Source organism: Lysinibacillus sphaericus, assembly GCF_002982115.1.
In the GTDB taxonomy this organism is placed as follows: domain Bacteria; phylum Bacillota; class Bacilli; order Bacillales_A; family Planococcaceae; genus Lysinibacillus; species Lysinibacillus sphaericus.
Map to the genome: position 1 here is coordinate 2,863,632 of NZ_CP019980.1, position 14,470 is coordinate 2,878,101.

The 14,470-nt window shown below is 37.2% G+C and carries 16 protein-coding genes; 3 read left to right on the forward strand and 13 right to left on the reverse strand.

Annotation, left to right across the window (positions count from 1 at the left end; genetic code table 11):
* Positions 1 to 109 precede the first annotated feature (109 nt).
* The 10 genes from LS41612_RS14500 to LS41612_RS14545 all read right to left on the reverse strand — a co-directional run bounded on the left by LS41612_RS14500 (position 110) and on the right by LS41612_RS14545 (position 8,901).
* Positions 110 to 856, reverse strand: a complete 747-nt coding sequence (locus LS41612_RS14500) for an amino acid ABC transporter ATP-binding protein (RefSeq protein ID WP_024363439.1) — start codon at positions 854 to 856, stop codon at positions 110 to 112.
* A gap of 12 nt (positions 857 to 868) precedes the next feature.
* The gene (locus LS41612_RS14505; RefSeq protein ID WP_024363438.1) at positions 869 to 1,525 is read right to left on the reverse strand and encodes an amino acid ABC transporter permease; all 657 of its coding nucleotides are present in this window, start codon (positions 1,523 to 1,525) and stop codon (positions 869 to 871) included.
* 101 nt (positions 1,526 to 1,626) lie between these two features.
* Positions 1,627 to 2,439 (reverse strand): amino acid ABC transporter substrate-binding protein, encoded by an 813-nt coding sequence (locus tag LS41612_RS14510; RefSeq protein ID WP_024363437.1) that lies wholly within the window; start codon positions 2,437 to 2,439, stop codon positions 1,627 to 1,629.
* A 242-nt stretch (positions 2,440 to 2,681) separates the two neighbouring features.
* Entirely contained in the window at positions 2,682 to 3,905 is a 1,224-nt protein-coding gene (locus tag LS41612_RS14515; protein WP_024363436.1) for a M20 metallopeptidase family protein, read from the reverse strand.
* 37 nt (positions 3,906 to 3,942) lie between these two features.
* Positions 3,943 to 5,355 (reverse strand): YfcC family protein, encoded by a 1,413-nt coding sequence (locus LS41612_RS14520; RefSeq protein ID WP_024363435.1) that lies wholly within the window; start codon positions 5,353 to 5,355, stop codon positions 3,943 to 3,945.
* A gap of 36 nt (positions 5,356 to 5,391) precedes the next feature.
* Positions 5,392 to 6,507: a M20 metallopeptidase family protein gene (locus tag LS41612_RS14525; protein ID WP_024363434.1), complete on the reverse strand. Its 1,116-nt coding sequence runs from the start codon at positions 6,505 to 6,507 to the stop codon at positions 5,392 to 5,394.
* A gap of 177 nt (positions 6,508 to 6,684) precedes the next feature.
* Positions 6,685 to 7,332: a GntR family transcriptional regulator gene (locus LS41612_RS14530; RefSeq protein WP_024363433.1), complete on the reverse strand. Its 648-nt coding sequence runs from the start codon at positions 7,330 to 7,332 to the stop codon at positions 6,685 to 6,687.
* A 155-nt stretch (positions 7,333 to 7,487) separates the two neighbouring features.
* On the reverse strand, positions 7,488 to 8,207 hold the full coding sequence (locus LS41612_RS14535) for a metallophosphoesterase family protein (protein ID WP_024363432.1): 720 nt from the start codon (positions 8,205 to 8,207) through the stop codon (positions 7,488 to 7,490).
* A 23-nt stretch (positions 8,208 to 8,230) separates the two neighbouring features.
* Positions 8,231 to 8,668, reverse strand: coding sequence for a WapI family immunity protein (locus LS41612_RS14540; RefSeq protein ID WP_024363431.1), 438 nt, complete (start codon positions 8,666 to 8,668; stop codon positions 8,231 to 8,233).
* A 29-nt stretch (positions 8,669 to 8,697) separates the two neighbouring features.
* Complete coding sequence (locus tag LS41612_RS14545; protein WP_024363430.1) at positions 8,698 to 8,901, reverse strand: hypothetical protein; 204 nt, start codon at positions 8,899 to 8,901, stop codon at positions 8,698 to 8,700.
* Positions 8,902 to 9,249: 348 nt separating this feature from the next.
* Between LS41612_RS14545 and hmpA the strand changes: the two genes are divergently transcribed.
* Positions 9,250 to 10,458, forward strand: a complete 1,209-nt coding sequence (gene hmpA, locus LS41612_RS14550) for an NO-inducible flavohemoprotein (protein WP_024363429.1) — start codon at positions 9,250 to 9,252, stop codon at positions 10,456 to 10,458.
* A gap of 193 nt (positions 10,459 to 10,651) precedes the next feature.
* Positions 10,652 to 11,278, forward strand: coding sequence for a C40 family peptidase (locus LS41612_RS14555; protein ID WP_024363428.1), 627 nt, complete (start codon positions 10,652 to 10,654; stop codon positions 11,276 to 11,278).
* A gap of 126 nt (positions 11,279 to 11,404) precedes the next feature.
* Here LS41612_RS14555 and LS41612_RS14560 read toward each other — a convergent pair whose 3' ends face one another.
* Positions 11,405 to 12,595: an MFS transporter gene (locus LS41612_RS14560; RefSeq protein WP_024363427.1), complete on the reverse strand. Its 1,191-nt coding sequence runs from the start codon at positions 12,593 to 12,595 to the stop codon at positions 11,405 to 11,407.
* Positions 12,596 to 12,600: 5 nt separating this feature from the next.
* Entirely contained in the window at positions 12,601 to 12,999 is a 399-nt protein-coding gene (locus tag LS41612_RS14565) for a MarR family winged helix-turn-helix transcriptional regulator (RefSeq protein WP_024363426.1), read from the reverse strand.
* A 234-nt stretch (positions 13,000 to 13,233) separates the two neighbouring features.
* Between LS41612_RS14565 and LS41612_RS14570 the strand changes: the two genes are divergently transcribed.
* Positions 13,234 to 13,788 (forward strand): DJ-1/PfpI family protein, encoded by a 555-nt coding sequence (locus LS41612_RS14570; protein ID WP_024363425.1) that lies wholly within the window; start codon positions 13,234 to 13,236, stop codon positions 13,786 to 13,788.
* A 321-nt stretch (positions 13,789 to 14,109) separates the two neighbouring features.
* Here the strand turns inward: LS41612_RS14570 and LS41612_RS14575 are convergent, their stop codons facing one another.
* Positions 14,110 to 14,436, reverse strand: coding sequence for a DUF3889 domain-containing protein (locus LS41612_RS14575; protein ID WP_024363424.1), 327 nt, complete (start codon positions 14,434 to 14,436; stop codon positions 14,110 to 14,112).
* Positions 14,437 to 14,470: the final 34 nt, after the last annotated feature.

The following is a 14,470-nucleotide window of genomic DNA, read 5'->3' on the forward strand; positions in this document are numbered from 1 at the left end:
GTTTTGTGGCGATTCCCGAGGGTTTCGTGACGTTACCTGAAGTTATACTGGCGATTTCCTCATGACTCTATCAACAAAAAAAGCCATCTCAAATGAGACAGCTTCTCTATTATTTTAAATTCCTTTGTAAAAATGCTTTTGTCCGTTCGTGTTGTGGATTCGTAAAGAACGCTTCTGGATGGTTGGCCTCGATAATGTCGCCGCCGTCCATAAAGACTACTTTGTTTGCGACCTCTCGTGCAAACCCCATTTCATGTGTCACAACAATCATTGTCATTTGATCTTCCGCTAAATCTTTCATGACTTTTAATACTTCACCTGTCAGTTCAGGATCGAGGGCAGAAGTGGGCTCATCAAATAATAAAATTTGTGGGTTCATCATAAGTGCTCGTGCAATAGCCACACGCTGTTTTTGCCCTCCAGATAGATTCGCTGGATAGGCCTGTGCCTTATCAGCAAGACCAATTTTTTGTAATAAGTCTTGACAACGTTTTTTAATTGCATCCGATGACTCCGTTTTTAGTAAGCCTGGTGCAATTTCAAGGTTTTGTTGTACTGTTAAATGAGGGAATAGGTTAAAATGTTGAAATACCATGCCCATTTTTGCGGTAATTTTTTTAATGTCTTGTTGCTTAGCATATGCCCCGTTTTGCACTAAATAGTCACCATCTACACAAATGCTGCCGCCATTAATTTCTTCTAAATGGATTAAGCTTCGAAGCATTGTACTTTTACCCGATCCAGAAGGCCCAATAACAGCCACGACATCATTTTTCTCTACGTTCAATGTGATGGTCTTTAGCACCTCTAACTTGCCAAAGGATTTCTTCAAATTCGATACTTCAAGCAATGCCATCTGTGTCCACCTCTATTCAAATTTAAACCGTTTTTCTAGCCACTTAAAGAATACCGTTAAAACAAGCGTCATAACCAAATAAATAGCGCCCGCAATAAAGAACGGCACAATGGTAAAGTCACGGTTGACAGCTGTTTGTGCAAAATGCAGCAGTTCAGGTACTGCTACCGCATAAAGAAGTGCTGTGTCTTTAATCAATGTAACAGATTCATTCGATAAAGCAGGCAACGCTACACGGAACATTTGTGGCAATATAATGCGTGTTGTTGTTTGCCATTTTGACAGACCTAACACTTGCGCTGCTTCGTATTGGCCTTTATCAATTGCTAATAAGCCACCACGGAATATTTCTGCAAAGTAGGCAGCATAATTTAAAATAAAACCAAGACATGCGGCAACAAAGCGGTCAAGTACCAGATATTCACCGATTACCGGCACCATCGGTAAACCGAAGCAAATTAATAACAATTGTAGTAATAGCGGTGTACCGCGCATGACATAAATATACGTATTGGCTAGCCAAGACAGTGGTTTGATACGGCTTTTCACAGCTAATGTAAGCAAAAAACCTAGTGGAATCGATACCAAAATGGCAATAATGAACAGCAACACCGTCATTTTTGCGCCTTCAAGCATCGGCAAAATCATTGTATGCCAGTAGTCCGCCATAATTATTTTCCCTCCAAAAAGATAAGAGTTTCACGAGGAAACTCTTATCGACTGATAACATTCAATTAAAACGTGCCGCATAAGTACACGATTTATTACCATTATTTTAAAACCTTATTTTCACCAAACCATTTTGTTGAAATTTCTGCGGCTGTGCCATCTTCATTCATTTTATCTAAAGCGGCTTGCAGTTTTTCTAATAATGCTTCGTTACCTGGTTTGACACCAATTCCATATTGTTCTGGTGCTAATGATTCATCTAATAATTTGAATGTGTCAGGCTCTTGCGTCATGTAATATTCTGCTACAACAGCATCAATAATGACTGCATCTACACGCCCCGTTTTTAAATCTGTTAAAGCTAAAACATTGTCTGCAAATTCTGTTACGTTTTTCACTTCTTTGTGGATTGGATTTGAATTCAGTGCTTCAGCAGCAGATGATTGTGATTGAATACCGATTTCTTTTCCTGCTAAATCACTTAATTTTTTAATAGACGATTTATTTAATATCATTACAGCTTGTGAGTTTTCTAGGTACGGTTTTGAAAATAAAACCTTTTCTTTACGCTCATCTGTAATTGTGTAACCATTCCAAATTACATCGATACGACCGCTAATCAATTCTGCTTCTTTCGTTTTCCAATCGATTGGTTGGAATTGAGCTTCCATTCCCATATGTTCAGCAGCAGCACGTGCTAAGTCAATATCAAAACCAACGATTTCATTTTTATCATCACGGAATCCCATTGGTGCAAACTTGTCATCGATTCCTATAATAATAGTATCTTTGTCTGTTGCTTTCGTTGTTTCCTTCGAGCTATCCGTCGTACTCGATTTATCTCCAGAATTACCACAAGCTGCTAAAGCAAGAATAGCTGTAAGCATAAAAAGTAGTGTAAAAATACGCTTCATGATTTAATATCCCCTTACATTGTAATTTGTTTTATAGCAAAAACTACACTTTCTCTTGCTAAACTACTAATGTGTTAAAGAATATCAAACTGGCGCATTATTGTCAATATCCTGATTGAATTATTAGAATATTATTCAATAAAAATTTCTCTATTCTGAACGATTGAATATAACAGAAGCGCAACTTGTTCCACCAAAAAACAATTCAACTACTCAACGTAGCTGAACTGTTTTTCAAAATATTATTTATGCTGTTGTTTTAGCCATCCTATTGCTACATTTGCATGTAGAGCAGCACCATATTTAAAAATCTCTTCATTTTGGCGCATGCGCGGGTTATGCACTGGAGCCTCGCCTTCTTTGCCAGTTCCTAACACAACAAATGCAGAAGGTACTTCCTGTGAAATGTAAGAAAAGTCTTCCGAACCTCCGAGGTATCCGTTATCCACCACATTTTCAGCTCCTACTACATGTTTTAAAAATGGGGTAATGGCATCAATAAATTGTGGATTATTATAAGTTGTTGGTGTATGGAATTCGATTGTATGATACTCTCCACGCCATGCTTTTACCGTATGGTCAATCATCTCCGGAATGCGTTTACATAAGTGGTCACGTGTTTGTTGGTCATAGCTACGCATATTGCCTTGTAACACTGCTTTGTCAGGAATAATATTGGTCGCCGTACCGCCGCTCATAGCACCTACCGAAAAGGTGACACTATGGTTTGGATCTGCTTCTCGTGTCATTAATAGGTTTAAACTAGTATATAACTGATTCATAATCATATTCGCATCAATTGTTTTATGTGGCTGCGAGCTATGGCCACCATTACCTTGAATTGTAACGATATACGTATCCATCGCTTGCGTTAATGTCCCTTTATGGACAGATAATTTGCCCGCTTGTTGATCAGGCATAATATGAATCCCAAAAGCAGCATCCACCTTTGGATTTTGTAGTAAACCATCATCAATCATTAGTTTAGAACCATAACCCCACTCTTCACCAGGTTGAAACAATAATTTAACCGTGCCCTGTAACTCTGCTTCCCTGTCCTTTAAAATTTGTGCAGCGCCTAAAAGCATTGCCACATGGGAGTCATGACCACAAGCATGCATCACACCTGGATTTTTTGAAGTAAATTCACAGTCTACTTGTTCTTCAATGGGTAGTGCATCCATATCAGCGCGCAAAAGTATACAAGGGCTTCCTTGCCCAATTGTCGCAACTACGCCTGTACAATAATCTTGCGAACCAAATCCTGCTACTGCATATTTTTCTTTTATCTCAGGGGGGACTACTCCACATTGCTTATGGGCTATCCCCATTTCATCAAGACGTTGTTGAATATATTTTTGTGTGTTCGGTAGTTCAAAGCCAATTTCCGGATATTGATGTAAATAGCGCCGATCTTGAATAATTTGTTCTTCATATTTCTTAGCATGTTGTAAAATATTCATCATGTTGCAATCCCCTTTATTTTTAGAATGAACTAATCTATTAGAATGGTCCTAGATTCATATATTGAGCGATTAATATTAAGACAAATGCCGCGAAGTGTAGTAAAAGGAATAGTTTCACTGAAAATTTCACCCAAGCGGAATAACTAACATTTGACATACCAAGCGCTGCCATTAGCCCTCCTGATGTCGGCCATAAATAGTTCGTGAAGCCATCACCAAATTGGTAGACGACAACCATTACTTGCTGATTAATGCCTAATATTTTCCCTAAAGGTCCCATAATCGGCATTAAAATAATAGCCTTCCCACTTCCTGAAACAACGAAGAAGTTAAAGAAAATCACCACGATGAAAAGGACTAATAAAGTAATAATAGTTCCTGTATTACTTAATAGATTCGATAATGAATGGACTGCTGTATCAATTATTTGCGCCTGCGTCATTAAAATCATCACCGAACGTGCAAACCCAATGGCTAGACCTGTAGGCAATAATCTCGCCGCTCCAATACCAAATGTTTCAGCAGCCTCGCTTGGTTTAAGTTTTAAAATTAGGACTAGTACGATCGCATAAATCGCATAGACAGCCGATAGTTCAGGCATGCCCCATCCTAGTTTAATCGCACCGAAAGCACTACCAACTAATACAAAAACTAAACCTACTAATGCTAACTTTCTAGACCGTGTAAATTCTTCTTCTTCATATTCTGCTGTTTTTGAATTCTCCAGCTCTTCCAAATACTCTGTAGCCACAATACTTTTACTCGGATCTTCCTTTGTTTTATTTGCATAGCGAAGAATGTAAATGATTGAAATAATGACAAAGACCATTAAGGCAACGATACGGAATGCTAAACCCGAATAAATTGGCAATCCAACAATTGATTGACTAACACCCGTCGTATAAAAGTTAACCACTCCTGATGTAAAACCAATGGCTAAGCCCACAGTTGGAATGGCAAAAGCCGTGATGCGGTCATACCCCAAGCCCATCACAACAGCCATCGCAAGTGGAATAAATGGAATGCCTCCTTCTCCGAAGCCAATTGTTCCCAATACGGAAAACAAGATGAGTAAAGTAATAATAATTAGTTTTTCTTTTCCTGCTGCAATGCTTAATAATTTATGGATACCGGCTGCAATCGCACCAGACTTTTCAAGAATAAATAGGGCGCCACTTGCAAACAGCAACATGACAATGATATCTGCTGATTGCACTACCCCGTTATGTAAAGCTGTGAAAAAATCCATAAACCCTATTGGTTTTGCTTGTTCCACATACGTAAATTTTTCTGTATTAAGTTCGGTAATGCCCGTATCTGGATTGACAATTCGCTCATACTCCCCACTTGGAACAATCCAAGACAATATTACAACGAGCAACATGACGAGCATGAACATAATGTAAACATGTGGAAAGTTAATTCCCTTTTGTTTGTCCTTTAATGACATGTGAAATCCTCCAAATCCCTCTTGTTATTAGCAAAATTAGTATTTAATTAATGCTTTAAAAAGCTCCACACCCGATTCAATTAATTCATCACGGAAATCATATTCATGTGTATGGACATGTGGGTAATCTTCACCATTCCCTATGAAACAATAGGCTCCTTTTGTTAACTTCGTAAAGTGTCCAAAATCTTCAGACCCTCGAAAAGCTTCGCTCAATTCAACGAATGCGATACCTTCCAATTTTGCAGCACAACGAATCTTTTCTACACTTTCTTTGTGATTGACCGTTTCCGGGAATTCATCATTGTAGTGAAAACTTACCTGTAAGCCGTATTGTTGCGCTTGAACTTTGGCAAAATGTTCAAGGTTTTCTTGAAGCGTATTGAGTTCCTCTTCATATAGGGCACGTATCGTTAAACGTAGATCCCCTTTCGAAGCTGCGATACCAAAAGCATTTTCTCCAACATCAATATGTACAACTGTACAAAGGACAAGCCCATTATGGCGTTCTGGAGCTGTAAAATCAGGAATTGCTTGGACAATGTTCGCAATCGCAAATGCTGGATTAATGCCCTTTTCCGGCTGACTGGCATGGGTAGGTGAACCTTCCATATGGATGGTCATACCCTTAGAAGCACATAAGGCTGTACCATCAATAATTCCGACGGTTTTATAAGCGAGCCCACTCATATTATGGTAGGCGAAAATTTCATCAATATTATGTGCTTTAATAAAATCGACACATTGAATGGCTCCGTCGCCCGTTTCTTCCGCAGGCTGAAAGAGGAAAAAGATATTTTTATCAGCGCCCATTTGATCGACTTCCAGTGCCAAACCCGCTAAAGTCGCTGCATGACCGTCATGTCCACATTTATGTGCTTTACCTGGAAATTGAGAAGCCCAAGGAAGATCAATTACTTCATCCATCGGAAGTGCATCAAAATCTGCACGGAACGCGATATTTTGCGTAGCTGATTGGGCATAGTAAATGGCATAAAACCAGTTTCCTTTATCTACAATTTCTAGATTTGTATACGTTTTCAAAAAATTGATTAAATGTTGCTTTGTCCACACTTCCTCGTTCGAAAGTTCCGGATGTTGATGCAATTCGTGTCGCAATTGTTTTGCTAAATCGAAATTTAAACTTTTCACTGTGTAATTCCCTCCTAAAATAACCAGATTTTTTAATCCCTAACGCTTTCAATTTATACAAATTCGTATAATGTATATTGTATATTATATTTTATATTTTAATTTTTTCAACAAAAAAATAATTCTGTCTTTTTAAAGACAGAATTATTTATTGTGTATAAGCGAGCATTTTTCATCCTAAAGTGGGATAAGCTCTGCTTTATCAATATTCCAATGTACTTCTTTCATGTATCTCTCTAGTTCAGCTAGCTCACCTTTTTTAAATAATTCCATCATTTTTCGATGTTCATTATTAGTTTGAGACAATCTTTTCTTTGTCAGTTCTGCCTCACCAGAATGAGCGAAGTTTTTCAAAAACTTTTTTTGTAATTGTAAAAGAAGATTTACAAGACTTTTATTTGGGCAGACAGAAAGATAGACGCCATGAAAAGCTTCCTGCATTTTATGATACATCGAGAAATTACCAGTATTAATGGCTAAATCAATACTTTGAATATAAAACTCCATTTCATTCATATGTTTCTCGGTTAAAAAAGGGGCTGCTAATGAAGCAGCTAAACCATCTAATGCCCCAATAATAAAATACGTTTCTTTCGCTTCTTCTGTTGTTAGGTTTTTAATTACAAAGCCTTTTCTTGGCACATTTTCTAATAACCCTTCAGAAGACAATTGTATTAATGCCTCTCTAACGGGTGTCCTGCTAACATTTAAGCTTTCACTAATCGCACTTTCATTGACCTTTTTTCCAGCAATCAGATTCCCGTTGTTGATTTGATCTACGATATAATTATAAACATGGTCTTTTAACGATAAATAATTATTCATAAAGTAACCTCTATTTAATAATATTTTTACAATCCTTTTTATCTACTATACACTATACACTTTTTTCAAGTATCTTAGCCATAGTCATGAAATGGATTTTTATTTGTTAAATCGCTTTCCCTCTTACGTTACTTTACAAATATATTAAAAAACCATTATACATTGCGATATTTCGCTAACATAATTTCATCATAGTATTTATCGAATTGAGGTAAACCCAACGCTTGTGCAATCTGAAGCTCAGCCTCTCTATCGTACTTTACCCTAATAAATTGAATAGCATTGTTTGCATAGGTTCCATCTAGTATTGCATAGGAAGCTGAAGTTAAATCCAGTGAATTGCCGACGCTCCCCACGTTACACAAAATACCATTTGTATATGTATGTAAAAAAGTTGTATGAATATCGCCGTAGAATACAATATCAGGAATTTTATTGTTATGGTTTGGATCGGTTATTGTACTATTGTCAAACATAGATAATCGCTTCTCAAGTGGATGACTATCCAAAATACGCTCAAATTCACTTCTTGGAGACGCATGGAAAAACCTTATCAATTGTCCATTTAATTCGAGATCAATGTGAAATGGTAACGATTTTAAATACTGATAATCTTTTATTGTTAATCTATTTTTGAACCACTGAATAAAATCATTGTCTGTAGGCGATTGAATAAATACGTCCCAATTGCCTCGCACAACTCGTTCGCAATTCTTTTGGATAAGTTCTATACATTCAGATCCACGCGGACCTTTGCCAATTAAATCACCTAAACAAAAAATTCTTTCAATTTTTCTTAAGCGAATATCTTTTAAAACTGCTTCCAATGCCGTTTTATTTCCATGGATATCCGAGATAATTGCAATTTTCGTCACAAAGCTTCCTCCTCTTACCCCACCTAATCAGGATTACCTATTACTGGAAAAACGAGCAAAATGTCTTCTACTTCCTTTACTAATCTTTGCAAATAGGATTGATCAGATTTAAATTCAAATTTTAACACCGCTCCGTTGCCTACTGGATAACATGTTTGACCTGACCACAATAGTTGTCCCATCTTGTTCATTTGACATTCAAGTTGTATATAATCTTCCATATTTAATAGCATTGCTTTACCACTTAAATCACTACTTATCATAGTTAATTCAGCAAGAAAATCCCTTAATTCGTCTGTTCTTAAATCTGCAGTAAATTGAACTAAGTAACCTGGGATTTCTATTTTTATCGTTGATGTAATCCAATTGGCATCCCAATAATCTGTGCTATTAGGGTAAATTCTTATTAGTACTTCAATTTCTATTCGTTCATTTTTTTCCCCTAGTATATAAAATTTCATTTAAATCACCTCCTCAATCAAAATAAACCTTAAAGTGTCCCTTTAAATTTCTCGGGCTTTTTGACATAGCTTTCGATAATAAAACCGCAGTCTGTACAAAGAATATATTCAACTTCTGAGCCAAAGCTCATCTTGTTCACTGGGTGCATTAATGCATAACCACTATGTTTTCCCTTCCCTAATTCTAGTCCACCACATTTTGGACATTCCGTTATTGTCGGATATTGATTCATGCGAAAACCTCCTTATTTGATCTATGTAAAAGTTCAATAGATGCCATATTATTCATAGTTAAAAAATGTATGCTTATCCTTACTATATTTACGACCGAATAATTATTTCGTTTCATTTCAAAGTAATCGTTCACATTTACCAATAGTTTTTCAACAAACAATCTCTAAAAATATTTCCTTTTATCATAATTATACTATATTCATCTTAGTGCCAAACAACGCGAAGAACTTTTAACCAAAAGAAGTATTATAGATACATGTTTGTGTCCATTTTGTTAAAGATGTATTTTATATATTGCTTTAAAGATTGTTTAAGCATATAGTAAAGCACGAAAGGACGTGTTCAACATGTTAGATCAACATACAATTAACGTGATTAAATCCACAGTACCGGTTTTGGAGGTACACGGTGTAGCCATTACAAAAACTTTCTATCACAATTTATTTAAAGATAATCCATCACTTTTAAATATTTTCAACCATACTAATCAAACAAAAGGTCGCCAACAGGGCGCTTTAGCAAATACAGTGTATGCCGCTGCACAACATATCGATAACTTAGAACCGATCGTACCAGTTGTCGTACAAATTGCACATAAACATGTAAGTCTTGGCGTCTTACCTGAGCATTATCTAATTGTCGGTCAATACTTGCTTGCAGCTATTAAAGAAGTTTTAGGTGATGCAGCAACTGATGAAATCATCGAAGCTTGGGGCAAAGCGTATGGCGTGATTGCAGATATCTTTATTTCAGTGGAAGAAGATTTATATAAAGCGGCAGAACAAAATAATGGCTGGCGCGCATTTAAACAATTCAAAATTACGCGCACTGTCAAAGAAAGCGATGATGTTACATCCTTTTACTTGCAACCAATAGACGGCTCAAAAGTACCTGCGTACAAACCAGGCCAATATGTTTCTATTCGTGTAACAATTCCAGGTGAAGAATATTTATTAAATCGTCAATATACATTATCCCAAGCAAGTAATGGGCAAGAATTCCGAATTTCTGTGAAACGAGAAAGTGCACACAGTCCAAAAGGGAAAGTTTCCAACTTCTTACATGATGCTGCACTTGGAACAATTATTGATGTTAGTGCACCAGCCGGTGTATTCACATATGAGCCAACAAGTGCTCCCGTACTATTCATTAGTGGTGGTATTGGTGTAACACCGTTAAATGCGATGTTACAAACGATTGAAAATAAAGAAAATGTTACGTTTCTCCAATGTGCACGGAATGAACAGGTCCTTGCTTTCCATGAAGATATTCAAAATAAAATGAATGCTTTAAATGGTCCTACTGGTTTAAGCAAGCTGTTCCGCGTATTCAAAAAAGACAGCAATGCCCATCATAAAGTGTTGTATTCTGATAATAAGGAGTACATTAATGCGAATGTGCTTCGACCTCTGTTAACACCAGATACGCAAGTATACATTTGTGGCCCAACTCCGTTTATGGAAGCAGCAGTAAATGCTTTACACGAATGCAATATCGCAGACAGTCAAATCCATTACGAATTTTTCGGTCCCGCACTACAATTAAATACAAAGTAACAATGGACTAGCCCTGTATGCGCAGGGCTAGTTTTTTCTATTGCTTAAGTCATAAGCTTAATTAGCGTTCCTTCATTATTATATGAATTGTATCCTTAATGTTATTTTGTTGACATAGAACTGTAATATTAGCATGTTAATATCATTATTGTACCAAGTAATACGTTTTAATGTTTTTAGGAGGATACATATCATGAAAAAGAATAAACGAAATAAGTGGGGGATGAAATTAGCAGTATTAGCGTTAGGCTCTTCTGTACTTTTTTCAACAATTGACACAGCATCTGCTGCAACATATACAGTGAAATCTGGGGATTCTCTATGGAAAATTGCCAGTCAAAACGGCATTTCTTATCAAACATTGATGAGATGGAATAACTTAACTTCTTCAAATATTCGTGTTGGACAAAAATTAACGCTGAATAGCACGCCTGCAAAAGTTCCAGCAACCCCGAGCGCACCGAAAAGCCTTGTTCAAGTTGCCAAACAGCAATTAGGTGTAAAGTATACATTTGGTGGTAGCAAACCGAGCACAGGATTTGATTGCTCAGGCTACATTACTTATGTTTATAATAATGCTGGTATTTCGACAAGCCGCAAATCAGCAGCAGGCTTTTATTATGCTGCAAAAAAAATAACATCACCACAAGTTGGGGATTTAGTATTTTTCGCCAATACTTATAAAGCAGGCATTTCACATGCAGGTATTTATATTGGCAATAACCAAATGATTAATGCTAGTGATGGCGGTGTTAGCATTGCCAACATTCACAGCTCCTACTGGAAGAAACATTTTGTAGGTTATGGACGCTTATCATGATTTATAAAACAGTTAGGCATGCCCTAACTGTTTATCTTTTTTTATAGCATTCAGGCTAATCACAAAATAAAATCGCCCTTTACAATCGTAATGGGCGATTTCTAGGTTTACGGCATCACAAATATGTTACGTGTGTGCTACTTTCTTGGCTTTTAATTTTGCTAAACGAAGCAAATAGATAATAAAGACAATCCCAAGTACAGCTGCTGCTGTAAAATAGACGGAAGCGTACCCTACTTGCACCGCGACCATACCTAAAATATAGGATCCAAGGGCAATACCAAGATCGAACATTGTAAAATATGTTGCGGTTGCATAGCCACTACGAGTATGGGCAGTTGATTGAACTGCTAGTGCTTGCAAGCTTGTCGTCACAGCACCGTAACCAAAGCCAATAAAAATGGCCGAAACTAAAAATAGTGCTGCTCCTGCAACATTAGCAAGGAGGATTAGTCCAATTGCGAAAGAAGTAATACCGGGGATAATAACAAACTGCGGTCCTTTCGTATCATAAAGCTTGCCAGTATAAGGTCGTGTAATTAACATAGCGGCTGCAAACACAGCATAAAAAAGACTTGCCACAGCCATTAAATCTTTTTGCTGTGCGTATACTGACAAAAATGATAACACACTTGCATAAGAAAACGCGACCATACTTGCAATGGCAGCTACTGGCAATGCTTTCCGTTCAAATAAATCATCAAACTTAAATGTCAATTTCCCCGTATGTTCAGGCTTGGGTAAATCCTCTGTATCAACTGTTACAGCTAGTATACCCCCTACTAAAATACAGATACTCATAACGATAAACAAAACATTAAAACTACTATATTGAATTAGTAGTAAACCGATAAAAGGACCAATGACTACGGCTAAATTTGTGGACATTGTAAAATAGCCTAGCCCTGCTCCTTTACGGCTTGCCGGCACAATATCAGCCGCTAAAGAACCGGCTGCTGTCGTAATAATGCTAAAGAAAATCCCTTGCACAAAGCGCAAAGTTAATAAAAGGCCAAATGGATGAATAAATAAATATAAAATGGTACATAAAAAATAGCCTGCAATTGCGATAACTAATAGCTTTTTCTTACCGAACACGTCTAATAACTTACCAGAAAACGGGCGTACTATAATGGCAGATAACAAGAACCCCGATAGTAATAATCCCGCTTCTTTATCCGTTTGGTGCAGTTCACCAATCGCATATAAAGGTAAAGTTGTGACTAGACCATAAAAAACAAAAAATACCGCTATATTTGTTAAAAATAAACTAATGAACCGCTTCGTCCATATTTGTGTGTTTTCCTCTTGCTGCATATCAATCAACCTTTCATTTTTTGCAATAGATTTATAAATTGTGACTGTTCTTCTTCAGTCAGGGAACCAACCATTTCTGCTTCAAATGCTAATATCGTTTTTGTAATAATCGGTAAACGTTCTTCCGCCATGGCTGATAATGTCACAATTTTTTCGCGCTTATCTTCTCCTTCAACTCTTTCCACCCAGCCTAAATCTTCAAGCCGCGATATAGCTCTTGTTATACTTGGCGCCTCGACATTTAAATACTTCCAAATTTGTGTCAAAGTCATTGAACCGTGCTTATGTAAACAATATAAAATGGTCCATTGCGAACTATACAACTGATGTTGTTTTAAAACTTCGTTTAAACAATTCGTTAAATATCGACTTTTTTGAAATAATGCATGGAAAATTGGATTCATTGTATCTCCCCCTCATTTATTTACCTAGCTAAATAAATACTATACGCCTCATTTTTTATGTTGTAAAGGAAGATATTTATACTGGCGTTGCGCATGCATTTTATGGCGTTTTTCTTATGGTTTGTGGCGATTCTCACGAGTTTAGTGGCAATATGTCCTGTTTTACCCCTACTAGCAGGGAATTTATAGTAAATGTCGAATAAAGCTACTAGACTAAAAAAGGGAGATGGAAACATGGGGAAAAACATACTAATTATCGCAGGTGATGCAGTAGAAGCTTTAGAGATTTACTATCCATATTACCGCTGTTTAGAGGCGGGCTATCATGTCACTATTGCTGCTCCATCAGTAAAAAAGATGCAAACGGTTTGTCATGATTTTGTGGATGGTGTCGATACGTATATCGAGCGTCCAGCATATGGCATAGAAGCAAATGCAGCCTTCGCGGATATCGATCCAGCACAATTTGATGGTTTAATTATTCCTGGTGGGCGTGCCCCTGAATACATCCGATTAAACGAGCATGTTCCGGCGCTTGTAAGCCATTTCTTTGACGCAAATAAACCAATCGCAGCTGTTTGCCATGCCGCACAAATTTTCGCGACAATACCGGAAGTCCTAAAAGGGCGCGAACTAACAGCTTATATCGCCTGCAAACCGGAAGTTCAAGTCGCAGGCGGTACGTATATTGACGCAAATCTGCACTCCGATGGTAACCTTGTCAGTGGTCATGCATGGCCAGATTTACCTGGATTAATGCGTGAGTTTATCAAAAAAATAGAAGCATAAGGAAGAAGAGGCTGGGACATAACTAAAAAAAATTAAGAAACAGACGAAATGTGTTCATAATTTTTTGCTATATGGGGAACTTAGCTATTCTTGCTTTTGTAATTAAAAAAATTAGAAGTGTTCACTAGTTGTTGGTAGCGGAGGTGGTGACTCCGGCGGGAACAGTACACAATGTAAGACGTGGGCAGACCGCGCGTTAGCGAGGGTTGCGGCTTACTGTGCTGAGCGGAAAGCACCGCTGTAGCGGATAACAACGGCATAGCAAAAAAGTGTTAGATTGATTAGGTTCAATCTAACACTTTTTCTCATATGTCCCAGCCTCTATTTCGACGTTTCCTGAAGCTCGATATCAACTACTTGTTGTGTTTTGGTCGTATATTTTATTGTTACATAAACACCAAATTCTTTGTCACCCTCTTGTAACCACAGTTTAAATTTTTCAATCGTTGCACCTTCTTTTATTTCACTGCCTTCATGCAAATAATCAATAATTTTTGAATTAGGATAGGATGACTGTGTTTTTTCAATTGCAAGCTTGCCCCATTTTGCATAAGCAGGCGTTTGTTGTTGAGCATTGGCATCTGGCATTTGTTGTGGAAGCGCCAATACTGTCATTATAATCCCAAGTACTGCAAGTATTTTTCGCATGTTGTAAGCCCCTTTCTTTTTTATAGAATGTGCA

Excerpts from the sequence above, each read along its gene's own strand:
- LS41612_RS14530 (WP_024363433.1), bottom strand. The coding sequence starts at position 7,332 with ATGAATAATTATTTATCGTTAAAAGACCATGTTTATAATTATATCGTA.
- LS41612_RS14565 (WP_024363426.1), bottom strand. The coding sequence starts at position 12,999 with ATGAATCCAATTTTCCATGCATTATTTCAAAAAAGTCGATATTTAACG.
- LS41612_RS14545 (WP_024363430.1), bottom strand. The coding sequence starts at position 8,901 with ATGAATCAATATCCGACAATAACGGAATGTCCAAAATGTGGTGGACTA.
- LS41612_RS14520 (WP_024363435.1), bottom strand. The coding sequence starts at position 5,355 with ATGTCATTAAAGGACAAACAAAAGGGAATTAACTTTCCACATGTTTAC.
- hmpA (WP_024363429.1), top strand. The coding sequence starts at position 9,250 with ATGTTAGATCAACATACAATTAACGTGATTAAATCCACAGTACCGGTT.
- LS41612_RS14570 (WP_024363425.1), top strand. The coding sequence starts at position 13,234 with ATGGGGAAAAACATACTAATTATCGCAGGTGATGCAGTAGAAGCTTTA.
- LS41612_RS14500 (WP_024363439.1), bottom strand. The coding sequence starts at position 856 with ATGGCATTGCTTGAAGTATCGAATTTGAAGAAATCCTTTGGCAAGTTA.
- LS41612_RS14560 (WP_024363427.1), bottom strand. The coding sequence starts at position 12,595 with ATGCAGCAAGAGGAAAACACACAAATATGGACGAAGCGGTTCATTAGT.
- LS41612_RS14540 (WP_024363431.1), bottom strand. The coding sequence starts at position 8,668 with ATGAAATTTTATATACTAGGGGAAAAAAATGAACGAATAGAAATTGAA.
- LS41612_RS14505 (WP_024363438.1), bottom strand. The coding sequence starts at position 1,525 with ATGGCGGACTACTGGCATACAATGATTTTGCCGATGCTTGAAGGCGCA.
- LS41612_RS14575 (WP_024363424.1), bottom strand. The coding sequence starts at position 14,436 with ATGCGAAAAATACTTGCAGTACTTGGGATTATAATGACAGTATTGGCG.
- LS41612_RS14555 (WP_024363428.1), top strand. The coding sequence starts at position 10,652 with ATGAAAAAGAATAAACGAAATAAGTGGGGGATGAAATTAGCAGTATTA.
- LS41612_RS14510 (WP_024363437.1), bottom strand. The coding sequence starts at position 2,439 with ATGAAGCGTATTTTTACACTACTTTTTATGCTTACAGCTATTCTTGCT.
- LS41612_RS14515 (WP_024363436.1), bottom strand. The coding sequence starts at position 3,905 with ATGATGAATATTTTACAACATGCTAAGAAATATGAAGAACAAATTATT.